The 24,750-nt window shown below is 59.3% G+C and carries 22 protein-coding genes; 3 read left to right on the forward strand and 19 right to left on the reverse strand.

The features are described from left to right. Positions 1-4: 4 nt before the first annotated feature. From BSZ35_RS01785 to BSZ35_RS01860, 16 genes are all read right to left on the reverse strand, one after another. Positions 5-1,318 carry a M48 family metalloprotease gene (locus BSZ35_RS01785; protein ID WP_181149134.1) on the reverse strand — a complete coding sequence of 438 codons (1,314 nt, stop codon included), beginning with the start codon at positions 1,316-1,318 and terminating at the stop codon, positions 5-7. A gap of 64 nt (positions 1,319-1,382) precedes the next feature. Next, complete coding sequence (locus BSZ35_RS01790) at positions 1,383-3,572, reverse strand: adenylate/guanylate cyclase domain-containing protein (RefSeq protein WP_105010851.1); 2,190 nt, start codon at positions 3,570-3,572, stop codon at positions 1,383-1,385. Between the two features lie 272 nt (positions 3,573-3,844). After that, positions 3,845-5,464, reverse strand: coding sequence for a hypothetical protein (locus tag BSZ35_RS01795; RefSeq protein ID WP_146109970.1), 1,620 nt, complete (start codon positions 5,462-5,464; stop codon positions 3,845-3,847). A 26-nt stretch (positions 5,465-5,490) separates the two neighbouring features. After that, entirely contained in the window at positions 5,491-6,258 is a 768-nt protein-coding gene (locus BSZ35_RS01800) for a hypothetical protein (RefSeq protein ID WP_146109971.1), read from the reverse strand. A gap of 6 nt (positions 6,259-6,264) precedes the next feature. After that, positions 6,265-6,864, reverse strand: a complete 600-nt coding sequence (locus tag BSZ35_RS01805) for a hypothetical protein (RefSeq protein ID WP_146109972.1) — start codon at positions 6,862-6,864, stop codon at positions 6,265-6,267. A 423-nt stretch (positions 6,865-7,287) separates the two neighbouring features. Next, positions 7,288-7,590, reverse strand: coding sequence for a MerR family transcriptional regulator (locus BSZ35_RS01810; RefSeq protein WP_219846565.1), 303 nt, complete (start codon positions 7,588-7,590; stop codon positions 7,288-7,290). Positions 7,591-7,682: 92 nt separating this feature from the next. Further along, entirely contained in the window at positions 7,683-10,742 is a 3,060-nt protein-coding gene (locus BSZ35_RS01815) for an SMC family ATPase (RefSeq protein WP_105010856.1), read from the reverse strand. A 103-nt stretch (positions 10,743-10,845) separates the two neighbouring features. Continuing rightward, positions 10,846-11,277 carry a hypothetical protein gene (locus BSZ35_RS01820; protein ID WP_105010857.1) on the reverse strand — a complete coding sequence of 144 codons (432 nt, stop codon included), beginning with the start codon at positions 11,275-11,277 and terminating at the stop codon, positions 10,846-10,848. A 287-nt stretch (positions 11,278-11,564) separates the two neighbouring features. Then, entirely contained in the window at positions 11,565-12,140 is a 576-nt protein-coding gene (locus tag BSZ35_RS01825; RefSeq protein WP_105010858.1) for a CvpA family protein, read from the reverse strand. A 183-nt stretch (positions 12,141-12,323) separates the two neighbouring features. After that, on the reverse strand, positions 12,324-12,794 hold the full coding sequence (locus BSZ35_RS01830) for a GatB/YqeY domain-containing protein (RefSeq protein WP_105010859.1): 471 nt from the start codon (positions 12,792-12,794) through the stop codon (positions 12,324-12,326). Positions 12,795-12,868: 74 nt separating this feature from the next. Beyond that, a complete protein-coding gene (gene ptsP / locus BSZ35_RS01835) occupies positions 12,869-14,665 on the reverse strand; it encodes a phosphoenolpyruvate--protein phosphotransferase (protein ID WP_181149135.1) in 1,797 nt (598 codons plus the stop codon). Positions 14,666-14,702: 37 nt separating this feature from the next. After that, on the reverse strand, positions 14,703-14,972 hold the full coding sequence (locus BSZ35_RS01840) for an HPr family phosphocarrier protein (RefSeq protein WP_105010861.1): 270 nt from the start codon (positions 14,970-14,972) through the stop codon (positions 14,703-14,705). A gap of 82 nt (positions 14,973-15,054) precedes the next feature. Next, positions 15,055-16,053: a polyprenyl synthetase family protein gene (locus tag BSZ35_RS01845; protein ID WP_105010862.1), complete on the reverse strand. Its 999-nt coding sequence runs from the start codon at positions 16,051-16,053 to the stop codon at positions 15,055-15,057. 50 nt (positions 16,054-16,103) lie between these two features. After that, complete coding sequence (locus BSZ35_RS01850; RefSeq protein WP_105010863.1) at positions 16,104-16,745, reverse strand: adenylate kinase; 642 nt, start codon at positions 16,743-16,745, stop codon at positions 16,104-16,106. 110 nt (positions 16,746-16,855) lie between these two features. Beyond that, positions 16,856-17,455 (reverse strand): hypothetical protein, encoded by a 600-nt coding sequence (locus BSZ35_RS01855; RefSeq protein ID WP_181149136.1) that lies wholly within the window; start codon positions 17,453-17,455, stop codon positions 16,856-16,858. 29 nt (positions 17,456-17,484) lie between these two features. Then, complete coding sequence (locus tag BSZ35_RS01860; protein WP_258096028.1) at positions 17,485-17,994, reverse strand: phage holin family protein; 510 nt, start codon at positions 17,992-17,994, stop codon at positions 17,485-17,487. 184 nt (positions 17,995-18,178) lie between these two features. Here BSZ35_RS01860 and BSZ35_RS01865 point away from each other — a divergent pair, with 184 nt between their 5' ends. Next, complete coding sequence (locus tag BSZ35_RS01865) at positions 18,179-18,460, forward strand: NifU N-terminal domain-containing protein (protein ID WP_105010864.1); 282 nt, start codon at positions 18,179-18,181, stop codon at positions 18,458-18,460. Here BSZ35_RS01865 and BSZ35_RS01870 read toward each other — a convergent pair. Together BSZ35_RS01870 and BSZ35_RS01875 are read right to left on the reverse strand one after the other, a co-directional pair. Then, entirely contained in the window at positions 18,457-19,509 is a 1,053-nt protein-coding gene (locus tag BSZ35_RS01870; protein ID WP_105010865.1) for a hypothetical protein, read from the reverse strand. The genes BSZ35_RS01865 and BSZ35_RS01870 overlap by 4 nt on opposite strands. A 33-nt stretch (positions 19,510-19,542) precedes the next feature. Next, positions 19,543-20,142 (reverse strand): redoxin family protein, encoded by a 600-nt coding sequence (locus BSZ35_RS01875; RefSeq protein WP_181149137.1) that lies wholly within the window; start codon positions 20,140-20,142, stop codon positions 19,543-19,545. Between the two features lie 163 nt (positions 20,143-20,305). Between BSZ35_RS01875 and BSZ35_RS01880 the strand changes: the two genes are divergently transcribed. Together BSZ35_RS01880 and BSZ35_RS01885 are read left to right on the forward strand one after the other, a co-directional pair. After that, positions 20,306-21,745 (forward strand): sodium-dependent transporter, encoded by a 1,440-nt coding sequence (locus tag BSZ35_RS01880; RefSeq protein WP_105013680.1) that lies wholly within the window; start codon positions 20,306-20,308, stop codon positions 21,743-21,745. A 114-nt stretch (positions 21,746-21,859) separates the two neighbouring features. Further along, positions 21,860-22,180, forward strand: a complete 321-nt coding sequence (locus BSZ35_RS01885; protein WP_105010866.1) for a hypothetical protein — start codon at positions 21,860-21,862, stop codon at positions 22,178-22,180. A 69-nt stretch (positions 22,181-22,249) separates the two neighbouring features. Here BSZ35_RS01885 and BSZ35_RS01890 read toward each other — a convergent pair whose 3' ends face one another. Next, entirely contained in the window at positions 22,250-24,742 is a 2,493-nt protein-coding gene (locus tag BSZ35_RS01890) for a penicillin acylase family protein (RefSeq protein WP_105010867.1), read from the reverse strand. Positions 24,743-24,750 lie beyond the last annotated feature (8 nt).

Below are 24,750 nucleotides of genomic sequence, written 5' to 3' on the forward strand. Positions count from 1 at the left end.
CCGCTCAGTGAAATTCAGCCTGGTACGCCTGAAACCGACGTTCGAGTTGCAACCCCTCGCCTTCGTTTCCGCCATTCGACTCCACAAACTGCTCCAGTCTGTTGAGGCGCTTGCGAATGTTCTTTGTCGACAAGTAGTCTTCGTCGAACAAGTCCGGGTCACTGCCTCGAAGGACCGCAATGTGTTCGACCGCCCGGACAATGCCCATGGCCGGATAGCCCGCCTCTGCTAAGAGAACCGCCGCAATACGGTCGGCATCGGTCTCATATTTTAGAAGCCGATCGTTCACCACGCGCCGATAGCTTTTCCGCATCATAACGGCCAGATCCTCTTCGACCTCCTCATACTTCTGATCGTCCTCTCCCGTCGCGTCCTCCAACTCCGCAAACGCCGCTTCGGACTCCCGCTTCACTTCCCGTTCGCTCCGCTCCACCATTCCGTGGTGCCGAACGATATGCGCAATTTCGTGCGCCAGAAGTCCAGCAAGCTGAGCCTCTGTCTCAAAGTGCGTAAAGAGCCCCTCGGTGATGAAAATCATTCCGCCCGGACAGGCAAACGCATCAGGTCCCTCTCCTTCGATAACCACCACATCAAAGCTCCAATCGTGGTACGGCGTGTCCGCCGTGAGTTGCTCCGTAAGCAGCGTCAAATACCGCTGCACACGCGGAGTCCGCACCAATCCCTTGCTCACAAGGCGCGTCCCAACGGCCATTCCGACCTGCCGCTCTTGGACGGAGGGATCATAAGGCGTAAGCTCAACACCAAGGTCTCCAAAGTCGAGGTCGGCCCGATCGGCACTGCGAAACGGACGGCGAAAATGCTCCCAGTCCGCTTCCGTGATGGTCGGGGTATTGTGAAGATAGGTCATAAGCTCCTCGACCGAACCGTCCTCCAGCCCTTCCGCGTGCATCTGAAATCCTCGAACGGCAGCCGCCACTCCCGTTTGCGTAGCCTCCGTGCTCGCCCACTCCTGTGCAATGTCCTCCGTCGTCACTGTGTCTTGCGACGCCCCCTGTCGCACACTCGCCTCCGAGATCCATCCGGTCCGGTCGTCTGGGAGGCGAACACGTATCCATCCCTCCTTCTCTTCCAACACCGCAAGCGGAGTGTCCTTCTTCACCACAACTACCACTTGGTGATAAGAGCCTGGTCCCTTTCGAACATAGTTGCTCTGCCGAACGGTCACGACTACGTCGTCGGACGCAAGGACCTCCGATAGCGAAACGGGACTTGCTGCTCCGAATGTCCCTCCCCCTACAAGAAGCACAAGCACCCAGACAGAAACGAGTCCCTTCCGAGCTCCAATGGAGACATGCATAATTAAATTCGTGTACATTCAAGATCTGACTGGATACTGCAGTCTCCTGAGGCGAGTAGCCGGCTTACTTCCCGACCTTCATTTCGTGAATCCCTCTCCAGCTTGACGGCAAGGTCTCTCCGGCTCGCTCCTCGACGCGTTGCTGATACACGGCGGCTGGTCCGTCGTCGGGATCGATCTCAAGAACATTCATGAAGGCCCGACGGGCGCGAGCCCAGCGCTGGCGCCGATAAGCCGACAGGCCCTGCTCAAAGATCTCCCGGCATCGCTCCTGCGCCGGGCTAAGTGCTCCTTTGCGGGCCACCACCTCGAAGATGCGAATGGGGGTCTCTTTCCCCGTAACCCGAAGCAGATCAATTTCTCGGGCTTCGATGGCGGATTGGGCCTCGTCGTACGTACTTTGACTGATAAGAATACGAGTGCCGTATTGCTTGTTGGCCTGCTCCAGGCGCGCCGCTACGTTCACGGCGTCCCCAATCGCCGTGTAATCCACCCGTCGCTGGGTCCCGATATTGCCCACAACGATGCGACCGGTATGAATCCCAATCCGGGATTGAAACGGCGGCCGATCGGGGTGCGCTTCCTGATCGTAAAACTCTTGGAGCACGGCTTCCATCTCGAGCGCCGCCAGGCACGCCTGGGCGGGATGATCGGGATCTTGCACAGGTGCCCCAAAGACGGCCATGATCGCATCCCCGATAAACTTATCCACCATGGCACGCCGATCCAGCACCACATCGGTCGCCACGCCGAAGTACTCATTGAGCCGCTGTACGACCTCCTGAGGGGCTAACTGCTCGGCAACGGAGGTAAACCCCTTGATGTCTGAGAAAAAGACCGTGCCCCCTACCTCCGTGCCCCCCAAAGTCAAGGCATCCGGGTTCTGCACCACTTCGTCTACAACCTGGGGACTCACGTAGCGCTGAAACGTCGACCGCAATTCACGTCGACGTCGGCCTTCGGCGGCATAGCTCACCGCCGAACTGGCAGTGAAGCCTGCTACCAGTGCCCCTCCGGGAGCCACAACCGGAATCCACCACCGAAGAAAGTAGAACGCCGCCGCCGCTCCCCCGACGTACAACAAACCGATGCCAACTATCGCGACGGCCGCCCGACCAATCCGATCAGGACGAACTGCAACAATGCCTGCCCCCACGAAGGCAAAGAGAAAAATAAATACGTATGCCCATCCGCCGGTAAAATCCCGCAGGAAGTGGCCCTGGAAGGCATTGCTCAGAAAGGTGGCGAAAATCTCCATGCCCGGGTAGTCTCCCTCTCCCCCAACCGGGGTCGAATGATGATCATGAAGGCCAGCGGCGATGCCCCCGACAATGATCGTTTTTCCCTCAAACCGCCCGGGAGGGACAATGGGCTCAGTCCCGATTTGCATCCGGGCAGCCGAGACGATAAGGGATTGAATGGAATAATACTGATCCTGAAACACCCCATCTACTCCTCCCGGCCCGTACCAGTAGAGCAAGAAGGCCCCAGTGGGCCCCACCGGAAAGTTCGATAGAACGGACGCAGCGTCCTCATCTTCGCGATTCGTAAGCAACGCCGAGACGCCCAGATTCGGAAGGAGAAGACTGTCTCGAACCTGGTATGCAAGCGGCACGCGACGCACGACTCCGTCACCATCTGCCTCCATGTTAACAGCGCCGAGGGCTGCAGCTCCGTCCTGAAACGACGGAATGGGCGCCAGAGCCCCTTGGCTGGACCGAAGGCGAAACTGCCTCTCCCTCCCTGCATCCATCAGGTGTCTCGGCTCAATGGGGTTTGTCGTCGTATCCGATTCGGTAAGCTGTACGGCCAACGTGACATTTCCCGCCGAATCGAGCGCTCGTGCAAACCGCTGGTCCGACTGGCGCGCACTGACGTTGGCCCGCGGAAAATCCGGTTCGGGGAAGAGAATATCGAACACTACGGTTTGGGCTCCCCCCTTGCGAAAATACTCCAAAAGCATCCCGTAGTACTCCCGGGGCCAGGGCCATCCCACCTTCATTTGGCGCCGGGTCCGTGAGATACTGGCGTCATCAATGGCCGCGAGGACGATGGAGGTGTCCACCCCGGCAGGTCGATTGAGGTGACGAAACCGAGCATCCAGGGTGGTGCGCTCAAAGGATTGGAGTGCTCCTCCGGCGTGGAGGCCCGCCACGAAAAGAAACGCTCCAATCGCACAACCAATCGCGCGCACACCGCGGCCCCACTCCTCCCCGGTCATGTCTATGAGCTTCTTCCAGGCCGATCTGCTCATGAATTGAGGAGTGAACTACACCTGATTGAACTCACAAATCCTTTCAACTCTGCGACGGGAACTGTCTCCCTGACGGCCAAGACGACTAGCAGTCTGGAAAATCAGCTACAGAGTGCGGGCACGGCAGGAAAAAGCGCGGGAAACGAACGCTCCGGAGCAAAGAAGGCGATTTCTGTACGGGACGGTGCTCGGAAATGTAGCGTCTCCTTTACAAAAGAACGTTCAGCCAGCGGGCACGCCAATGAGAGCGAGAGTGGTCCCTACCAAACGATCTAGAACGATAGGACCTCAGGCTTTTTGCCTTCGACAAAGGGCATCTCCATCCCGATACTGCTCCCGATGTAGGTTGGATCGGCCAGGATGTAGGTCTCTCCCTTTACTGTCAGCGTTCGATCGTTCGAGGTTGCCTCCAGTCCCCCTCCCTGCTGTACGGCCGTTGCCACATGGCCCGGCCACTTCACTCCAACGATTGAGCGATCCAGAAGGGTGCGTACCAGATAGGCAAAAAGCACGGCCCGGTCCTCACAATCGGATGCCGATTCCGCCAGCGACTCCTCCGGGAAGAGAAACCGTTCTTCCCCAAAATTATCGCGGTCACGCTTGTACTTGGTCGCAAACTGAACGAACGAGAGAAGGAAGTTGAGGGCGTCGCGGGACGAGCGGTCTTGAATGTGTGGACGCAACGCGTTCGCAAGCGACCGCTCCGCCGTCGCCGACATCCCGGACCGGAAAAGCACAGCGAGCTCTACATTCGGATAGGCTCGGAGATACTCTACGACCGACGGATTATACTGAAATTCGATCGTGTACCGCTCGTCGTCGTACGAAAAGGACACCGAACGACGTTGGGACGCAGTCTCCAGATTTGGCAACACCGCCTCATCAAGAGTGAGTACCCGATCAGCCGTTTCGTGCTGTCCCTCATACGTACGAAGTGCGCCCTCCCCCGCCTCTCCCATCAGGTAGTACCGCTGGCCGTTGATGTGCAATTGGGAACGGTTGAAGATCTTTTCCTCTACCGGCAGCATCAGGAAAATGTTACTGTCCCGATAGCCGACCCGTACGGAATATCCGGACTTCATCATCATGAACCACGTCCAGAGCGTGGCCTCGTTCGACCCGGAGCGGAGGCCCTTCTGCTGGTACAACTGATCTCCAAGGTTCCGAATGTAGACATAATATCCCCAGTCGCTGAGGCCCAACTGGTCTCGGCGCTGTTGAAGGACCTCAAGAGTCGGGGTGTACTCTTCACTGGCCATCGACTTCCAGAACGACCCAATGGCTTCTTTACCGGGCGCCCCCTCCACGGCTGGAACGAGGGATGAGGAGTAGGGAACGGTTGTCTGAGTTCCAAAGAACGACAGGCTCGCCTGCGACCGGTTCGTGCTCTCTCGCGCTTCGGCCCTCTCAGAAGCCGGGGTCGACGTCGGCGGTGTTGGAGCGGGGCGGGACTGCTGCTCTTCGTCTGCCTTCGGCTCTTTGGAGACCGACTGCCGCACATTCTCCGCGGATTCTGACGCGGATGCACGCACTTGTCTTGGCGCCGTGGGCGGCTCCGGCGGATTTGCTTCGGACGCCTGCTCAGACGAACTGGGCGTTCTCGCCCCTCCGACGGAAGGGATTTCTTCCGGCTTATCGTCAATCGGACTCCCGATCCGGCCGTCGACCTCCACATCCGTCCACTGTTTCTGCAAGAACTTCAGAAAGGCCTTGTCCTGCTCGTTCATGTACTGCTCGTACTGCTGCCGTTGCTTCTCCCGCCACTCTTCGTAGTCTTTCTGTCCATACGCCACCGGCATCCGAAAAAGCAGACACGCCGAGAGTAGAAACACCACGGAGACGAATCTCCTCACGCACCAGGACAGGGGAAGCGGAGCCGAGAAATCAGACATAGGACCATGGAGACTGTGTGGAAATGCTACTGTGTAAACACCGCTTCTACGGTGCCTTCAACAAGAACGTAGCAGGTTTCCTTATCGGCCCACCGGGCAACCACCTGCGCTCGCCGAAGAAGCACGCCTGTAAGAATGCTCTTCACGTCGTGTTTCCATTCGTCCGAGCTGGTGTTCAGGCTTCGGACGTGGCTGGCAGCCTTGAAGGCAAGCCTACGTCGGGCTCGTGTTTCAGCAGTGCGCCAACTACTTTCGAGGTTGTAGTATCGCGGTGCGATGCCGACTGCTCGACGCGCAGCGTGTCCTCCGTGCAGTTCCTGCTCCACCCAAGAGGGCCGCGTGCTCGAAAAAGGCGATCGACTGGACGACGGTCCCCGAGAAGACCCCCCATCCGGGGCCCAAGTCGCAAGCACAAGGGTCATGCCACCAGCCCGTACTGAATCGACGTACGAGACCGAATGCAGCGTGTCCGGCAATCCCATACGGACGAAGCTACGTCCCTCAATGGAAGCCCCATACCCTGGCGCGTCCTCGTACAGCTTCTCACCCAGGATCACCATACGATGAGCCGCACGGAGCGCGTCATAGGCGTCCGCCTTCGCCACCGACACCCCATCGCTAAGATTGGAATAGGCCGGCGCATACCCCACGGCCCACAAGGCCGTTCCCCCCGACGGTGAGGTCTTAAACCACGCGGGGTAGGCAGGCTGCGCGTGTATACACTGACCGCCGTCATATCCGACGACGGCCAGTGCTACAAGAAACGCAATCCCGAAAGGGACACCGTCAGACACGAGGCACTACCGATTGCTACCATTCTGAGAAGCCATGCCGCTCTCCTGCTCCTTCTCGTACTCATCAACAGCTTCCTTCATCTCTTTGAACGCCTGACTGGACCGGAAGCGCGTGTACATTTCGTCTTCCTTGTTCATGCTGTTCATTTTCGAAAGGAACTCCTGGGCCGCTTCCCCAACCGGTAGCTCCATCAGTACGTACGCCCGCCAGGTGCCATTGTCCTGCTGAAAAACCTCCTTCTGCTTTGGGCTCGTGCCCTTCAGCACCTGACTGGTGATTTCCTTCTGTGCCTCCGTGTACTGCTGCCGCAGGTCATCCCCAATTTCTTCGGTAAAGGACTTCGTCATGCTCTCGATTTTGGTTTCGAGGCTGGCCGCGAGGTCTCCCCGTGCACCAGTCGTTGCCTTATCGATCGCCACCTGCATGCGTTGGGACGTGGACGTATTGGCAGCATAGACATAATTCGGATCCTCCGGCGTATTCAGATACCACTCCGGCACTTCCTGCCCTCCCGCCGACGGCTCTGAGGAGCCGCATCCGGTAAAGACGGCAGCAACAAGAAGAAAACTGAGTACGTGTACGCCGAGTCGTGCACGCTGAGTCATGGCTGTAAGCATAGTCGCGGATAGAGGGGGTAATGAACGAGGCAAACGAATTCGGAGCAGTGCACACGAAGAGCCCATGATCAAAACTCAGAAGGTCAACGCTTGAAAAGCGCACCCTCGCCATACCGACAGCCGTCGTGTGCCCACCTCCCAACAAAGGGAGCGTCCCCATTCGGGTGGATGGGCGCCACGTCAAGCGTGAACCTCTCAGATGCTAGCCTTCTAGATGGCCAGGAGCGACGGATGCAAACAGTTTTGCGAGGGACTCGAAGTTACCTGCTCGTAAAAGACATGAACGTAGTACTCGCTAGACTTTTCTGGGGGTGGCTTGTTTCTGCCGCTTCGCTACAACCCTAACTGGGAAATACTGATCGAGCGGGTTCTTTCACACCCTGACGGTACGAAGCGGAAAAACAGTCCTCGTCATAATTCCTCTCGTAGATCGACGAGGAAGTCGCGCAGTTCTCGAAGTTGTTTTTGCAATTCGTACCGGCTCTGCGGTTCACGGAGTGCCTGCCGAGCCCCCTCAATGGTGTACTTTTCGTCCTTGAGCAGATACCGAATTCGCTCAATGACTTCAATGTCATCCTCCGTGTATACACGCCGACCCGCTCGATTCTTTCGAGGACTGAGTTCTTCAAACTCCTGCTCCCAATACCGAAGCACGTGAGGATCGTACCCGACGATGTCACTCACTTCACCAATGGAGTAATAGAGCTTCTCCATCCTTGGTAATTGGGTAGGACGTGTCCAAAGAGAAGAACGAAAACGCGGACCAAAACCGGACAGGCTTCCCCAGAAACGATTCCCGCGAGTTCTCATCTCCCCACCACTTCGAACGTTGACCCAATCGCCGGATCTTTCTCCACCTCGATGCGGACAGGAAATGCTTGCTTGAGTCTCTGAAGATGCGTAATAACGAGGATTTTTGCAAAGTCCTCGCGAATGGCCTGGATAGCCTCCACAAGACGCTCAATTCCCGTTTCGTCCTGTGTACCAAATCCTTCATCAATAACAAGAGTCCGAACGCGGACGCCACTGCGGTCCGCCAGGAGTTGAGCAAGGGCGACCCGGAGGGCAAAGTTCACCCGAAAGCTCTCGCCACCGGAAAAGGTCTCGTAGGGGCGCGGCACGCCCTGTTCGTCGGTAATAATGATGTCAAGCGTTTCCTTCGTCCCCCCACTCTTTTTCTCTTTGAGCGTTTCAAGACGAATGTGCATCCGCCCGTCCGTGAGACGATCGAGGATTCGATTGGCCCGCTCTTCGATCTCTGGGAGGGTCTCCTCAATAATGAGAGACGGAATGCCGTGCTTCCCAAAGACGGTACGGAGATGCTTGTACAACTGCCGATCTGTCTTACAGTCCTCTAGCTGGTCCTTTGCATCCGCAAGAGCCTCCTGATCCCGCTGGGCCTGCTCCAGGCGTTCGTTGAGCATGCCAAGGGTTTGTTGCGCCTCATTCAACGCATCTTCTGCCGTGGCAAGCTCCTCCTCAATGGTACCCACCTCTTCATCGAGAGCCGGCTTTGCCTCCAATGCTTCCTTCAAATCGGAGAGCCGCTCGCGCTCCTTCTGGCGTTCCTCCCGCAGCGACTCGACGCGATCGGCCGCCTGCGCACGCTGTTCCTCCCATTCGGCTCGGTTATTTTCGGCGTGCTTCAATTCACTCCGCCGATCTGGAACGTCACTCAGCGTCTTCAGCGCCTGTCGGACCTCCTGAAACCGATCCGGATCGAAATCAACGTCAGCAAGCTGCTGTTCCAAGGTGCGCCGTCGCTCGTGCAACTCCTCGAACGCCGTCCCTTCCTCGAGTTGCGTGCGCAGGGTTTCAATTTCTTCGTCGTGCTGAGCAATCTTGCGCTGTAGCTCTTCGCGTCGACCATCCAACTCGTTGAGTTCTCGCAACCGCTCGGTATACCGATCCATTTGGGCCGCCCGGTTCTGCAGGGTCTCAAACCTCTGGGGGTCGAAGTGAAGCTCCGCCCGGCGCTGGGCGCACCACTGCCAGCGTCGACGGGCGTTTTCTCCGTACGAACGCTGTTGCAAACGATTTTGAATAGCGAGTGCCTGCTGCCGGTGTGCCTCGAGGGCCTCGGCCCGTTCCTGAAGGGCGCGCCGCTGCTCACGAGCCGTCGCCAGTGCCCCCTCTACTCCCTCCATTTCTTGCACCTGTTCCCGAAGACGAGCATACTTTTCCCGGAGGGACGCCCGACGCTCGATCAACGTCTCCAGTTGCTCTTCCCCCTCCACAATCGCCTGTTGAAGCGCGTCGATGCTCGACTGAAGGGTCGTTTCGACCTCCTCCCGGTGCGTTGGTGTTAGCTCAGTGCCGCACGTGGGACAGGTCGGCCCCTCGGCCGCGCGAAAGCGCTCAAGCTCGGCCTGTTCCTCGTCCCGCTCTTCGCGCCGGGCTTCAAGTTGTCCTTCCAGTTCCTGAATGCGCTGCCCAACCTCTTTTCCGTCTGCCTCAATGTCTTCAAGCTGATCTTCGAGCCGGGTTTGCTTCTTCTTTTTTGACGTTAGCGTCTCAATCCGCTTCTCGAGGTCTTCGAGCGAAGAGACCGCCTCGCGCTCGTTTTCGATCTGTTTCTGCAGCGCATCGAGCTCTCCCTTGAGTTGTCGACGCGTCCCGACGAGTGCGCGTCGGGCCTCTTCTTGTCTCGCCTGAAGGCGCTTCTGGCGATGGCGGACGGCCTCCCACTCCTGCACCTGTTGACGCGCCGACTGCGCCTGCCGTACCCCCTCTTCAACCGCCGACCGCTTCGCAAGCTGGGTCTCGCACTCATTGAGGTCTTGCCTGAAGCTCTTTCGCTCCACGGTTAGACGGTCGAGGCGACGCTCGAGTTTGTTGGTGCGCTCTTGAAGGGTAGACTCGACCTGTTCGAGTTGCTTCTCCAATCCCCGGTGTAGATCGCGCTTATCGTCGAGCGTATCGCGCTCCTCCTGCAAGGCTTGGTACCGCTCATAGGCCGCCGCAATGTCGTCGCGTTCTTCCAGAAGCTCGTCGGCCTGAGCGATCTTTTTTTCAAGGGCCTCCAGCGCATCGGTCTGTTCGGCAATCCGCTCATCAAGGTCTTCAATGGCAGATTCGGCCGTCTCCCGTTCCCGAGCCTTCGCCTCCAGATCGGCCAGTTGCTGAGTGAGGGCCTTTTCCTTCTCCCGGAGTTCGGACACCGTTTCTTGTTTGGCCTCGACCTTCGCCTGTACCTCTTCCCGTTGCTCTTTCCATTCCGGCACGTCGGCCACGGCCTCTTGCAACCGCTCCACCTCCGCCTCTATGCGCTGCTGTCGCTTTTTGGCGTCCCGCCACCGATCCCGGGCCTTCTCTTCGAGGTTCTCGTACCGGCTCAGGTTGAGAATACTGACGAGTATTTCCTTGCGCTGACTCGGGCTCTTATCCGTAAACTCGTCGGAGCGTCCCTGAAGGAGGAAGGCCGAGTTGATAAAGGTGTCGTAGTCCAGACCCAGAGTATCCTCAATTCGGCTCTGAGTTTCGCGCTGGGTAGCCCCGGTGAGCGGGCGATAGTCGTCCTGTTCCGGCGCGTAAAGTTGAAACTCAAGGTCTGACGACGTGGTCTTGCCAGTCGCGGAGCGTGAAAACGAGCGCGTGACGCGGTATCGTGTCTCCTCCAGATCGAAGGTAAAGGTCACCTCCATATGCCGCGTACCTATGCGGATGAGCTCGTCGTCGGGCTTCCGCTTCCCGCTCGATTTGCGGGCTTCGCCCCACAGCGCCCACGTCATCGCATCCAGGAGCGCCGACTTGCCCTCTCCATTCCCGCCGGACAAGCACGCCACGTCAAACTCATCGAAGTGAAGAGCCGGGGCTTCTGTGCCGTAGCTAAGAAAGTTCTGGAGCTCAAGACGAACAGGAACCATGCAAGACCGGGGCTACAAACGGGACTTCTCAACTTCCTTTCCCTGCCGGATGCAAATCCATCCAAGTCAACGATTCAGAGTCGGCCCGTTCGAGTACTACTATTTATCGAAACTGAATTGGCGTAACGCTAACAATCACATCGACGGCCGAGGCCAAGTCGTACTCCTGCAGGTAGTCATTCATTTCCTCCTCCAGCGCGTCGGCAAGACGGGCCCGGTCGGGCGGTGTAATGGCATCGTCGACCGCCGCAACCACCGCGTCGTCACCCTCTACGTCCATAGCAACCGAGATGCGCTCCCGGGGCGCCCCGGGAACCCGATCCTGCTCCACCTCCACGTCCACCGAGAGCGTGTACGAGTCAAGGTCGGCCCCGTTCAGCGCGTCCTCGGCCTGTGCCTGCACCACCTGTCGAACGCGCTGAGCCACTGTGGGATGCACACGCTCATTGTCGCGCGTCGCACCTCGCACGGAGTCCAGGTCGGCGTCTTCGGTGAGATGGAGATCAATCGAGATCGTGCTACCAACAACGGGCATGATGAAGTATGGGGGGCAGTGAGCCGTGGACGGACGAAGACACTCTTAGTTGACTAGTGTAACCATTCACGTCATTTTGATTCAACCCTCAAACCCGATTCCTTTCGTTTAAGAGACTGTTTTGATTTCACATGATCACATTTCAGGCTGAGCGTAACGACCGCAGATCGTCGAGATCCGTCTGTGTTGGGGGCTTCCGAACGATTAACGGTCCTCCAGATCGGCGAAACACCTCTCCGATTTTCAATCCGGCCAAAATCAAAACAGTCTCTAAGAGCGAAAAAGTGCTAACGATCGTCCGTTCCGCCACGGGCCTCCTGCACCGACGGTTGCAACCTGGGCTTGATCTGGTGACCAAACGTCTCGGATGCACGCTTCGCTGCCGGCAGATAGGGAGAGGTGGCTTCCAACGTCTCGGGCAAAGCACTCGCGACCGGTGAATACAGGACCGATTCTTTTCGGGTTTTCTTGCTCGGCATCTCCAGACCCGACAGCACCAGAAAGAGGACGCTCAGCAACAGGGCAGCCTTGAATCCCCCGAGTGCTCCCCCAGCCGCCCGATTCACCAGGTTCAGCGACAACGTCTCTAGGATCTGTTCTAAAAGCCGCGACACTGCCCAAAAGACCAGCTGGACCCCAACGAAGATTGCGATGAACCCGGCGATGGGTGCAACCGAGGCCGATAGGCCCAGGCTAGACACGATGAGCGTGCCGACCGGATGCATGAGTTGCACGGATAAGAAAAAGGCCAGGACGAGGCCGAGCAGACTTGCGATCTGGCGCACGGCTCCCACCATAAAGCCACGAACGAGTCCCCCCGCGAGCACGATCAAAATGAACCAGTCCAGACCGGCAAGTTCCATGTGAGGGGCCACGCTTGGGTGTGTGACTGGATAGCCAGACGATGCTGTCTCACCAACGGGACTCCATGCTCGAGGCTCGGCGAAGGGTGCATTCCCAGGACGACGCTGCATTCCTTCTCATTGCCTAAGTGATGAGGTGTATCAATTGCCAAACGGCGTGCGCCTCGAAGAGATTGCCCCAGCCTATCCGAGAAGCTGCTTCACCATACGCTGGACCCGCCCGCCATCCACTTTGCCACGGAGCGCATCCATCGCTCGTCCCATGACAGCGCCCATGTCGGCCATGGACTCCGCTCCCACATCGTCGATGATGGACTGTAACTTCTCTTCCAACGCCTCGTCCGAAAGCTGATCGGGCATGTACTCCTCCAGCACGGCCAGTTCCTCCTGCTCTTTCGTCACCAGGTCGTCCCGTCCGGCCTCCTCATACTGCTCAATCGAGTCCTTCCGCTGGTTGACCTGCTTTCGGAGAACGGCCAGTTGGTCTTGTTCGCCCAGGAGCGTTTCTGCCCCGTCCTGGCGCTGGTCGATTTCTTTGTTCTTAAGGGCAGCCCGGAGGGAGCGAAGAGTACGCAGGCGCACCTTGTCTTTGTTGCGCATGGCCGCCTTGAGGTCCTCATTGAGCCGGTCGAGGAGAGAATTGTCGTCAGACATGGAGGAGAACAAATCACTGTCAGTTCAGAGAATACTGAGGAAGATATGTACGCCTCGCCTCCCCGAACGGTCCCTCATTCGCCCTCGATAGCGGACCGAAACTCCTCCTCATAGTGCCGTGTGCACCACTCGCGCGCCATCCGGCGCACGGTAGGCGCATCCGCAGCCTCTACAGCCTTACTCGCCAGATCCTGAGCCGCGGAAAGTGAAATTTGAGAGATGCCCCGCCGCACGGCCGGGATGGATCGCGGGACCATACTCATACACCGCAGTCCGACCCCCAGCAGAACAGGGAGGGCATACAGGTCGGCGGCCACCTCTCCGCAAAGAGCAACGGGCGTATCGGTACTCCGTCCCGCATCCACGGTCCGGCGGAGGAGGTAAAGAACGGCGGGATGCAACGCATCATAACGATCCGCTACGCGGTCGTTACCTCGATCAACAGCCAGAACGTACTGCGTGAGGTCGTTGGTACCGATCGACAGAAAGTCGGCCGCCTGGGCAAATTGCCGTGCCTGAAGCGCGAGGGCAGGCACTTCCACCATGGCCCCAACCGGAAGATCTGCGTCATGCTCAACATTTTGCGCTGTAAGCCGCTCTCCTTCCTCTTGCAATAGAGCCTGAACTCGCTTCACTTCGTCCAGCTGAGTTACCATAGGCAGAAGGACGCGGAGCGACCCGTGGGCATTGGCCCGGAGCAGAGCCCGAATCTGGGGGCGTAGCAGCGCCTCTTCCCGGTCGAGCAACACGCGAATGCCGCGCCAGCCAAGAAAGGGGTTGGCCTCTTCGTCTGCAAAGGGCACCAGCTTGTCGCCTCCTAAATCGAGAAGACGAATGGTCGCTCCATGATCGCCTGTCGCTTCAGCAGCGCGACGATACACCTCGGTCTGCCTCTGCTCATTCATCCCCATTCCGTCCTCCCCGAAAAATAGCATCTCGGTCCGCATGAGACCGATGCCTTCTGCCCCGTACTGATCGAGCCCTCCCAACGTCTCCCCAAACTCCACATTGGCGCGGAGCGTGATCGTTTGCCCGTCGGCGGTTGTCGTGGGAGGACGAGCCTCCGCCGTGCAGGCCTGCAGGAGCGTCTGTTGCTCCGACTGGCGACGACGGTACATCTGTACAGTCTCCTCGCCCGGCCGAACGATGAGGTGTCCGCGTCGCCCATCGAGAATCACGCGGTCGCGATCCGCCACAGCATCGAGAGCCCCCTCGGCTCCGACGACGGCCGGCAACTCCAAAGCCCGCGCGATAATCGAAACGTGTGAGGTCTCCCCCCCCTTCGTGGTGACGCACCCGAGCATTCCGTGTCGGTAGAAGCGAATGAGATCGGCAGCCGTGAGCCGGTCTGTCACGACGATCGAATTCGGCCGGATCGTGGCCGCCGTTCGATTGCGCTGTAGAATCTGAAGAAGGCGCGTCTCCAGTCCTTCAAGATCGTCGGCTCGCTCGCGAAGATACTCATCATCACTCGCTTCTAACCGGCGTCGGTACTCTCGAAGCTCCGACGCAAGAGCGTGGGCAGCGGACTGGTGCTCTTCTTCTATGCGACGTCGGATTTCTCCCAGTACCTCCTCGTCCCGTAGCATCAGGGCCTGGGCCTCCAGCAACGCCGTCGCCTCCCGTCCCACCTGATCCTGAGCAATCGAGCGGACGTTCTCCAGCTCTTGTTCTGCACGGTCCAGGGCCTCTTCGAGAAGCGTGAGTTCGGTGTCTACCTCCGCCGGATCGACGTGGGTCTGCCCCACTTCAGGAGCGTTAAGGTGATATCGGTGCACCGCACCGATTACGATTCCAGGAGCTCCCCCAATCCCATGCACTACCGTTTCAGCGGCTGGGGCCCCATCCGAATCCAAAACATCATCGCTCATGGCCACACCCGTCCAAGGGGACGTCCTATCGAAAACACTACATCTCTTCTCCAAACCCGTCTTCAAACAACTCGGCAATGGCATCGGCCGCCGCCTCTTCATCCTCCCCCTCCACCACGAGCGTGAGCGACGCCCCCTGCTCGGCCGCGAGGGTCATGACCCCGATGACGCTCTTGCCATTAATCTCGTAATTGTCGCGCCGCAGGAAGACCTCCGAGTCAAATTTCGAGGCCGTGCGCACAAGCATGGATGCGGGCCGGGTGTGAATCCCAGCCCGATTCCGAACGGTCACCTCGCGTTCAATCATACAGAGCGGACATCATCCAAGGGCAAAGAGTAATCAACGCTAACGCAACGGACACCGCGGCCCACCGTTGCGCAACGGTCCACTAGTGGCTGCGGGCTTCCATCTCATCAATCAACCAGCCCAGCGTCTCCCGGGCCTGCCCGGAGGGAAGAACGGTAAGATGATTCCGCGCCTGCGCACTATAGCGCGTTACCTCAGCCCGGGCCTCTTCAAAGACTCCAAGGCGATCCATTCGCGCTCGGGCCTCTTCTACGTCTCCCGGCGGAAGTCCTCCATCGTGAATGAGACGAGCAAACCAGTCGTACTCCGATCCCTCCGCTCGTTCGAGCGCACGGAGCGTGAGGTATGTCTTTTTTCCAGTGACGAGATCGCCCCCGACTGCTTTGCCCCACTCCTCCCCATCAGCAGTGAGGTCAAGGAGGTCGTCCTGAATCTGGAATGCCCGCCCCACCAGCCGTCCAGCGGTGCGAAGTTGGGTCTGGTGCTCCGGGGCACTCCCCCCGACGACCGCCCCAAGCTCGAAACAAGCCGACAGCAAGGCAGCAGTCTTCCCGTCGATCATGTCGAGGTAGGCATCAACAGACACCTCTGCCTGCCCTTCGAAGGAGGCATCAAGCGCCTGCCCCGAACAGAGCTTCTCCACCATCGGATGATACACCTCATACAGAGCATCGTCCGGCACCTCCGGTACGTCCCCCAAGAGCTCGTACGAAAGCCCCATCAGCAGATCCCCCGTAAGGATGGCCGTACCCACGTCCCACTTCTCATGCACCGTGGGCCGTCCACGACGCTCCTGCGCCTCGTCCATGATGTCATCGTGAACGAGCGTGAAGTTGTGAAAGACCTCCACTGCAAGGGCCGCCGGCAAGGCCGAAGCAGGCGATCGGCCGTACGCCTCTGCTACAAGCAGGAGCAGCGTAGGTCGCACTCGCTTTCCGCCTCCTTCCAGAACGTACTCTACAGGGTCGTAAAGCACGGCCGGCTCCCGGTTGGCCACAACCGATCCCAGGGCCTTTTCGACCTGAGATCGGAGCGTAGCAACGTGATCGGACGGCGACACCGTAGAGGAGAACGAATCCATGCAGCGGGACAATCAGAAGGTTCGCAAACCAATTGGAACGAGCAAATTGACTACGCAGCGACCCGCTCGTCCAACGCCGTTTCGATGCGCGTGTAGACCTCTTCGATGTCGCCCTGCCCATCGACAGTTACCAGAGCGTCGCGGTCTGCGTAGTAGTCTTCCAGCGGCTGCGTCTCCTCTCGGTACACCGAAAGCCGGTTGCGAATCGTCTCGGGCTTATCGTCGTCGCGTTGCACGATGAGATCCGGATCGACACTGTCGGGCGGTGGATCGTGATCGAGATGGTAGGTCTCGCCCGTTTCAGCGTGGACGCGACGGCGGCTCAGGCGCTCGACAATCACAGCATCCGGCACCTCCAGGCTCAGCACCGCGTCGATCGGAGTATCGTTTTCCTCTCCAAACTCCGTAAGCCACTCGGCCTGTTGCGTCGTTCGCGGATAGCCGTCGAGCACGTAGTCATCATACCCTTCGTCGGCAATCGCATTTTCCGCAAGCTTGCGGACCACCGTATCAGGCACGAGTTCTCCCTTCTCCACGTAGGCCTTTGCTTCTTTTCCCACGGGCGTCTCGTTCTTCATTGCCTCGCGGATGATGTCGCCTGTCGAGATCTGAACGAGACCACGCCGCTGTTCCAATAACCCCGCCTGGGTCCCTTTGCCTGCACCCGGAGGGCCGAAAATAATAAGTCGCATAACCGGTGATGGTGTCGCTTGGTGAGTGCGTACAAAAACTGATTTCGAAGCGCCGTTGGGGCTCAATCGCAGCACAAAATCGCCCCGAAAGTCCCCCTTGGAAAGCAAGATTATGCGTCCGTGTCGACGGGCGATTCGCCGGCCTCTGCTCCCCCGAACGCAGGCCCGTCTGCTGTCTTCTCATCTACGAGCTGCTCCTCGATGATGTCCTCCACGTCGAGACTAGCGAGCAACGTCTCGACGGCCTCCCGAGCCAGCAGGCTGAGGCCTGTACTAAAAATGATCTCGATGCCCTCCTGAAAAAGGCGGCGGCCCCAGCCCCTTCTACTTCTTCCCTCTTCGCGGTGACGATTGTATACCACAAGCGGCACCCGATCGCGAAGGGCCTTGTCCAGGGCGGGGCCGGGCTCTTCCCCTTGGTCCACGCGTTCCTCCACCTCGTCTCGGAGTGCCTCAAGGTAGGTGTCAATAAGCTCTGCGTGCTCCTTTCGGCGTCGGGACCGGCGACTGCCCCCGAAGAGCACACCGACCGCCATCCCGGCCGCCAGCATGCCGCCTACGCTCTTGAGCGGATTGCGTACGATCCACTTCTGCAGCGAGGCCCCTGTGGACGAGACCTCCTCCTGCAGAGACCCAAGACGTTCGGACATGGCCTCGGCAGTCTGGTGCAGACGCGATTCCACGTCGGCTTTGCTCGGCTTCGAATCCATCGGTACGCCAAAACGAATGAGGGAAGCAACTACGATAAAGAGGAAGGATTGTCAGGCGAAGCTGCTGCGTCGTCCGTCTCCACGGTTGCCTGAGCCTCTCGGCTTGGGCGATCCTCTTCCGCAGGCTCGTCCGTCTCTCCTCGAATCTGCTCGAAAAGATTGGACGGGGGCAGTAACTCCGGACGCGCCTTGGACAACGCCGTGAGGGTGAGAACAAGAAGGACCGACACGATCAAGAATCCCCAGAATGGATGCCCCAACAACCACCCCAGGCCCAATGCAATTGTCGTAAACACAAAGAGAGCCGCAAAGAACCCAAGAAAGGCCAGCGTGACCCCAAGGGCCACCTCGTTCCGCAGGTCATCGACTTGCTCTTCTATCTCCAAAATTGCGAGGTCGATCCTCAAATCGATCCACTGGCGCAGGTCTTCTACCAAGCCACGCGTATGCCCCGCGATTCGACCCATTTTCCCACGCCGGGAGGCCTCTGAGGGCGGGCTCCCTTCGGAGGAGGACGAGCGGTCCTGGAGCGATTCCATGAGCAGAGCCTGCGTCTTTCTAAACAAGATTGGAGGGTAAAAATAGCACAGAGCACACCACACTCAAGTGAATTCGGTATCCAACTGTGCCACATGATCACATCGTTGAACTCGCGTTTGTCCCCACCGTACGTGCTGTCCGATTTCGCCTTTATTCCAGCCCCGTCCCAGCGCCCTCGCTGCCATGAGCTCCATTCAGTCCGAACGCACCCCAAACCCAAACAGCCTCAAGTTCTCCAGTAGCAACGGTCGGTTCAGCGAGGCCGTCGTCGCGATGACGTCAACGGATGAGGCCGACCAGCACCCACTGGGGGATCCGCTCTTTGCCATTGACGGCGTCGCTGACGTATTCGTGACCCCGGAGTTCGTCACGATTTCCAAAACGGAAACGGCCGACTGGAACGAAATTCAGCCGGACGTGAAAGCAGTCCTAGCGGACTTTCTCGGTTCACAGTCGTCGGACTAGTCCGTGATCGCTCCGGCTTGGAGAAATTGAACGATCGCCCGCCCCTCTTCATCATCCAATGGAGGAACGTGCACACCGCCCGGCGTACGAACTGACCAGTCGTCCGGCAGCTGATCATGAAGATGGGGCCGGGCCACCACAACGTAGACCTCGTCCGAATGATCACTAAGCCAGTCGTCCACCTCTCCGAAATCATCGTATTCCGTCCATCGGATGTGTCCGGCTCGCTGAGGCGTAGGATCGCCCCGGCTCACCAAAAACTCCAATCCTTCGGCGTAGGCGTGCGGCTGGTCTCGGGCCTCTAAGAACGCTTGCTGCATTTGGAGGGTGCCGGGCGTATCCTCATGGGCCGGAAAGAGCCCCCGGAAACGAGCCATGGCCTCCAGATACGCGTCCGGCGAGTGATCGCGTGGTGCCCAAAGCAGTGCCAGTCGACGACGCCCCTCCCCCTCAAAAAGCAGCATATCTTCGGCCAGCCGTCCCATCTCGTCTTCCGATTCATGCCCGTCCACCACTCCCACGCTGTAGACGGGGGATCGAATCAGGCGTTGGGACTCGGGAATGTCGTGCTGATTACAGGCCTCCTGAACCGTACCCTCTCCCTCTTCTCCCTCCTCGGCAATAAGGAGATCTGCCTCCTCGCACACTGTATCGGTGGAATCAAACCGAATGGATCCCTCTACTCCCTCTGCCCGCACAGCCTCCGCAAAGGCCGGAAGGAGCGCTGGGGACGACTCGGGAACCCTCCCCACGTAATCAAGTCCGAGCGCCCATACCACAAGCGCGTCCCGAAACCCCGACAACGGTCCTGCCTCGCCGTGCAAAACGCCCACGGTGCCGTGCCAAGACGCACCAGCATCTCCAATCCATCGGTCCACGGCCTCCAGCGTTAGACTCTCCATCCACCGGTCTACGGCATGATCGAGGGCCTGCTCGGTCCAACGATTGGGAGCTTCTACCGTCTCGTTGATGGCACGCTGGCGGGCCGACTGCGAGGCGTCTCGCCACTTCGTGGCCGCGTTGATAATTTTTTGAATTGAGGAAGACACTTTATGCAATAACAGAAATTAAAAGGGTGACGTTTATGGGTATCGTAGGGCACAACCGAACGCCTTCTGCCGAGCACGCTCCACCGTCCTCCCCTCCACCAACGCCTGCACGGCTCGCCTCACGTACGGCTCCTCCACACGCCCCGGCGCGCTTGGACTATCGTCAATCGCCCCCACGTAGATGAGGGTGCGGGCCGGACCAAACACGTAGGCATGAGGCGTCCGCGTGGCTCCGAGTGCCCGCGCAAACGTCGCCTCGGGGTCCCGGACGTACGTAACAGTCTCGCCCCATTCTTTCCCCTGTGCCCGGATGGCGTTTATGGTCTCATCCGCGTTGGCGTTTACAAGGACAAATCGAATGCCCTGTCCCTCGTACTCGGCCACCAGGGCCTGGACTCGGTCCTTATAGCGGTCCACCCAGGGACACTGCGTGCTCCAGAAGATGAACACCGTTCCGTTCCTCCCGGTCAACTGCTGGGGTGATACGGACGCCCCATTCAGGCGCTGAAGTGCCCCTGTCACGTCCGGAAGCGACGCTCCTGGCGTCAACGGCGTTTGCGCCCGCACACTCTCCCCCCATCCCATCCCCAAAACAGAGAGAAGTACGAAACCGACGAGATAAGTGCGGGCCATTTCGAATAAAGCGGTGCGAACCAATACTTCGAAGCGCCTCTCTCTATCCAGACACAGGACGAACCGTTCCATTTTTTCGCCGTTGCGGTGCAATTCGAAATTTCGGTCCTGCTTCAATACTTTTGGGGCGTTCAAGTGGACCGCGCAGTGACCGTTACCGATGATGTCTGACTCCAACGTTGAACTTTCTCGTGCCCAGTGGGGATCGCGCTTCGGATTCTTGATGGCGATGCTCGGAGCCATGGTGGGGGCTGGCAATATCTGGCGCTTCCCTTACATTGCGGGCGAACAGGGCGGCGGGGCGTTCATTCTCGCCTATCTTGCTCTCCTCATTATTCTCGCGATTCCCGGACTCATCGCAGAAGTCGCGCTCGGCCGCTACACCGGACGGGGGGTCATTGGCGCTTTTCGAAAGATTGTGGACTCTCGGGGACTCGTCGGACTGGGCGTTGTGGTCCTACTGGTAAACGTCGTGTTGATGTCCTATTACGCTCCCGTCGTAGGATGGACACTCTACTACGCGGTCCACTCCCTCCTCCTCACATTCTCCCAGGCCGGATTTTCCCCGGAGGCGTTCTGGCAATCCTTCCAGAACAGCCTCTTTCTAAACATCGGGATGCACACGACCGTGATGGCGATGGTCGCAGGCGTGCTCTACTTCGGAATCCGGCGCGGAATTGAGCGCCTGGTGGTCTATGCCGTGCCCGGTCTCATCCTTGCCCTCCTCGCCATCACCATCCGTGCCCTTACGCTCCCGGGAGCAGCCGAAGGACTCATCTTCACCTTCGACATTGACTGGGGCGCTCTCGCGCGAGGAGAAACCTGGGTGACCGCCCTCGGCCAAGCGCTCTTCTCTACGGGCCTGGGATGGGGCATTGCCCTCACGATTGGCAGCTATCTGCCAAAGTACGACGACATTCCGATTGGGGGCGGCCTCTTCACCGTCATTGGCAACTCCAGCGTCGGGCTGCTAGCTGCCTTTGCGATTTTTCCGATCGTGTTTGCCTATGGCGTGGATCCGGCGTCGGGAAGCGAACTCACCTTCGTGTCGTTGCCACAGGTCTTTCCTCAAATGGCCGGGGGCGCACTGTGGGCCATCCTCTTCTTCATCGGGTTCTTCCTCGCTACCTTCACGTCGGCGATCCTCATTACGGAGGTGGGGGTGACCACTCTCAACGAGGAAACCAACTGGAGCCGGGAGCAGACCGTTTTTGGGGTGTGTGGGGGCATCTGGCTGATCGGGCTTGCCAGCGTGTATTCGAGCGCGGTGTTTGGCTTCCTCGATTTTGTCTTTGGCAACTTTGGTCTCCCCCTCGCTACCCTCTCCATCATCGGCGCCATTGGTTGGTCCCTCACTCCGGAAAAGCTGCGGGTGCTGGAAGTGAACCGGAACGCAGGAATCTACGTCGGCCCGCTCTGGAACCCGATCATTAAGTACGTTATCCCGGTCGTAATGCTCTTCATTCTCGGCAATTACGCCTGGGCCAACTTCGGATCGATTCAGATGATCGGAGGAGTGATTGTTCTCATCACCTTCCCCTTGATCGGGTATGGGCTGATGCATCTGATCGACGACCCTCGCGAATACACGCACTCCCAATAGAGGACGGCGTTGATGGGGCGGCGCTTCCCCGATCCGCCCCGCCCCGTCGAACGATCGTCTGGCACGCGTCCCGTCGTACTACTCACACTCTTCTCAATAGTCGACACTCCCTCAATGGCTGGACTTCCCCCTGACGTCTGGGCGATGATGATCTTCAGCATCCTCGCCTTCTTCGGTGTATCGCTTTGGACGCTCGTGTACACTCTCTTTCAAGAGGAGCGAAAGCTGGACCTCCTTCGCTCTGAAGAAGCCATCGACACCCATGCACCAGCCGCTCTTCGTGATCTTCGGGCGTGGATCGAGGCTCATCCCAATGACCCTGATCTTGATGAGGCCCAGCGCACGTATCGCGAATGCGTAGAGGCGCTCCAGACCACCGATCGGCACTTCTACGACTGGACGGCCGAAGACATCGAACGCTTGGAGGCGCTGTAGTCCTCAGCGGTCCGGGGACAAGCGTCGAACTACAAGTGGAGACCTCTGACCACACAACACACGGCCCCATTACGAATCTGCTGCTTCCAGCCGCAGGGTCGACCGTACGTTCTCATCGGCCAGCCCCGACGGGGAGGCTGGCGTCTCAAGTCGAAAATACTCAAAGTTGAGATACGCCGGGATCTGCGTATCGTAGAAGTTCGGATCAAGGGGGCGGCCGTTTTGTCCCCCGGGCACTACCCCGTATCCCGTAGGAGGAGACGTGGAGAAGTCGACAATGACGCGCTGGCTAGCACTGTGGGTCGTCGGACGCCCCCCAGCCGGAGACAGTGTAGAGGCAAACCCCGGATACTCATACGGACCACGATCAAGCGGACGTAGCAGCTCACTACCGGTCAAATGCCGGAACCGCACCTGATGGTGATCTCCCCACCGCCAGGTGGAGGGGGGCCAGCCGTATTTCGCAGCCATTGTGTCGGCAGTCGCCTCCATCACTCGCGCCAATAGGGCCGATGCATCCTCTGTTGCGTCGGTGGCCTGGACGTCGAACCACCGAGCGTTTGGCGCAGTGCGGAGGAGCTGGACGAGGATAGCATCCGCCGGATTTGGTGCTCCCCCAAAAACCGACTCATCCCACATCTGCCCGCGGAGAATCGACAGCAACTCGTCAAAGACAAGCGGTTCAGGCCGATCGACGGTCGCCTCGCCGTTCCACTGTTGAAGCAACTGTCGTAGCGTATCGGCCCGTGGAGACAGGCCTTTCGCATCAGAAAGAAACGGCATTAGGACGCGGTGCTGTTGTACCCGCACATCGGCCTGATAGTGCTTAAAGTCCTCCACGGAGTGAGACGCGGATCCTCGTAGGAGCGAGTCGATGCGCAGCGACCGATAGCCGTCGCCCCAATCGTGACCTAGATAATAGGGATATCCGGGTCCGGTTGGCTTCTGATTGGTAGAGGTCAGGAATTCCTGTCTCGGGTTCCGGGCAGCCGGCAGCGAATCGAAGGGGACGCGGTGCGTCCATGCGTACGTGTCGGTGGACCCCGGCAGGAGCCCACGCCCCTCCCCAGCCCGCCGCACGGGCAGGTGCCCAGTGGCCCGAATGGCAATGTCGCCGCTCTGCCCCGTATAGAGAATGTTTTGCATCGGCGTGTCCCATTTACGGAGCGCCTCCGTCACGGCCTCGAAACTGTCCGCCCGGTTCATCTTCCAGAGGGCTTGAAGGGTACGGGACGGCTTGTGGGCAGTCCAGCGCTCCGCAATGGCCGTCCCGTTCCCCTCCTCGCCCGAAAAGCGCACCGGTCCATGGTGAGAAAAATACATCGTATCGAGTACCGCGGGGGCCCCCTTGACACGAATTGTGTCTACAACGCGGCGGAGATCGCGCCACTGTCCCTCGTACCGATAGCGCGTGCGAGTGGAGTCCAGCGCAAGGGATAGATGATCGATCTGATCGGCCCCGGTATTGGTCATCGTCCATCCGACCTGCTGGTTAAAGGCCTGTACGAGCACCGGCGCTCCGGGAAGGGTGAGGCCATACGCGTTCATGGACGGCGTCACGATGTGGGCCTCGTACCAGATGGACGGCAACGAGAGCGAGAGATGCATGTCTCCAGCCAACAGTGGGGCCCCGGTCGCTGAGCGGGTCTCGTGAACGGCCCAGTTGTTCGACCCCTTCCCCGGCACCTCCCGCGGCCCGAGGAAGGACCGAACGGCCTGCTGCCCCTCTTGCCGGTACTGATGCACCGCCCCTGCCTCCGCCAGAAGCGTCGGTTTCTCGGCCGCCTGGACCGGCCCTGCCGACGCCGTGCGCTGCTGTTCCGATGGAATCATGGGCTCGAAGAGGCCCGGCGGATGCTCAGGATAGAGCATTTCGTACGCCTCGTCGCCCAGCGCCCGACGCAGGGACGTGTACACAGGGTCGTCCGTGTTGTAGGTGAGGTCGTAGCTCATATACTGAATGAGCCGAAGCCCCTGAATCGGAGAAAACCGATCGGGACGGTAGCCCAGGAGTCGAAACTCCAGGGGAAGGTCCTCCGGAGGCGTCTGGTCAAGGTAGGCATTGACCCCCCTTCCATACCACTGCAGCGCGTGGAGTTCGATGCCATCCACCGCCCGGATCCGCTCTAAATTTTTCTGCGCCCCCCACTCCATGCCCGTCCGCCGCAGGTATCGATCGGCTCGCACCGACGCCTCTCCGAACGCTTCGGAGAGGCGGCCCGACGCCACCCGCGGGAGGAAATCAAGCTGAAAGAGGCGGTCTTGTGCGACGACGTACCCGAGCGCAATGAGGGCATCTCGGTCACTCTCGGCGTAAATGTGAGGCACGTGCCGTTCATCCCGAACGACAGTGACGGCCTGATCGAGGGCTGGAAGGCGGAGCGTCGTCGAATCGGCGGGAGGGACCGCCGTCCGCGCCGTCCGGTATAGGCCGTCGGCCGGGTCGAGAAGAATACTCGCGGACGGGAACGCCGCAAATCGATGCTGGAGCCCGTATATCGCAGCCCCCGTTACGACAAGAAGTCCCGCGAGAAGCACTAGACGTTTTGACAGCGAAGACATGACGCGGG

The sequence above is a fragment of the Salinibacter sp. 10B genome (genome assembly GCF_002954405.1).
Taxonomy (GTDB): Bacteria; Bacteroidota; Rhodothermia; order Rhodothermales; family Salinibacteraceae; genus Salinibacter.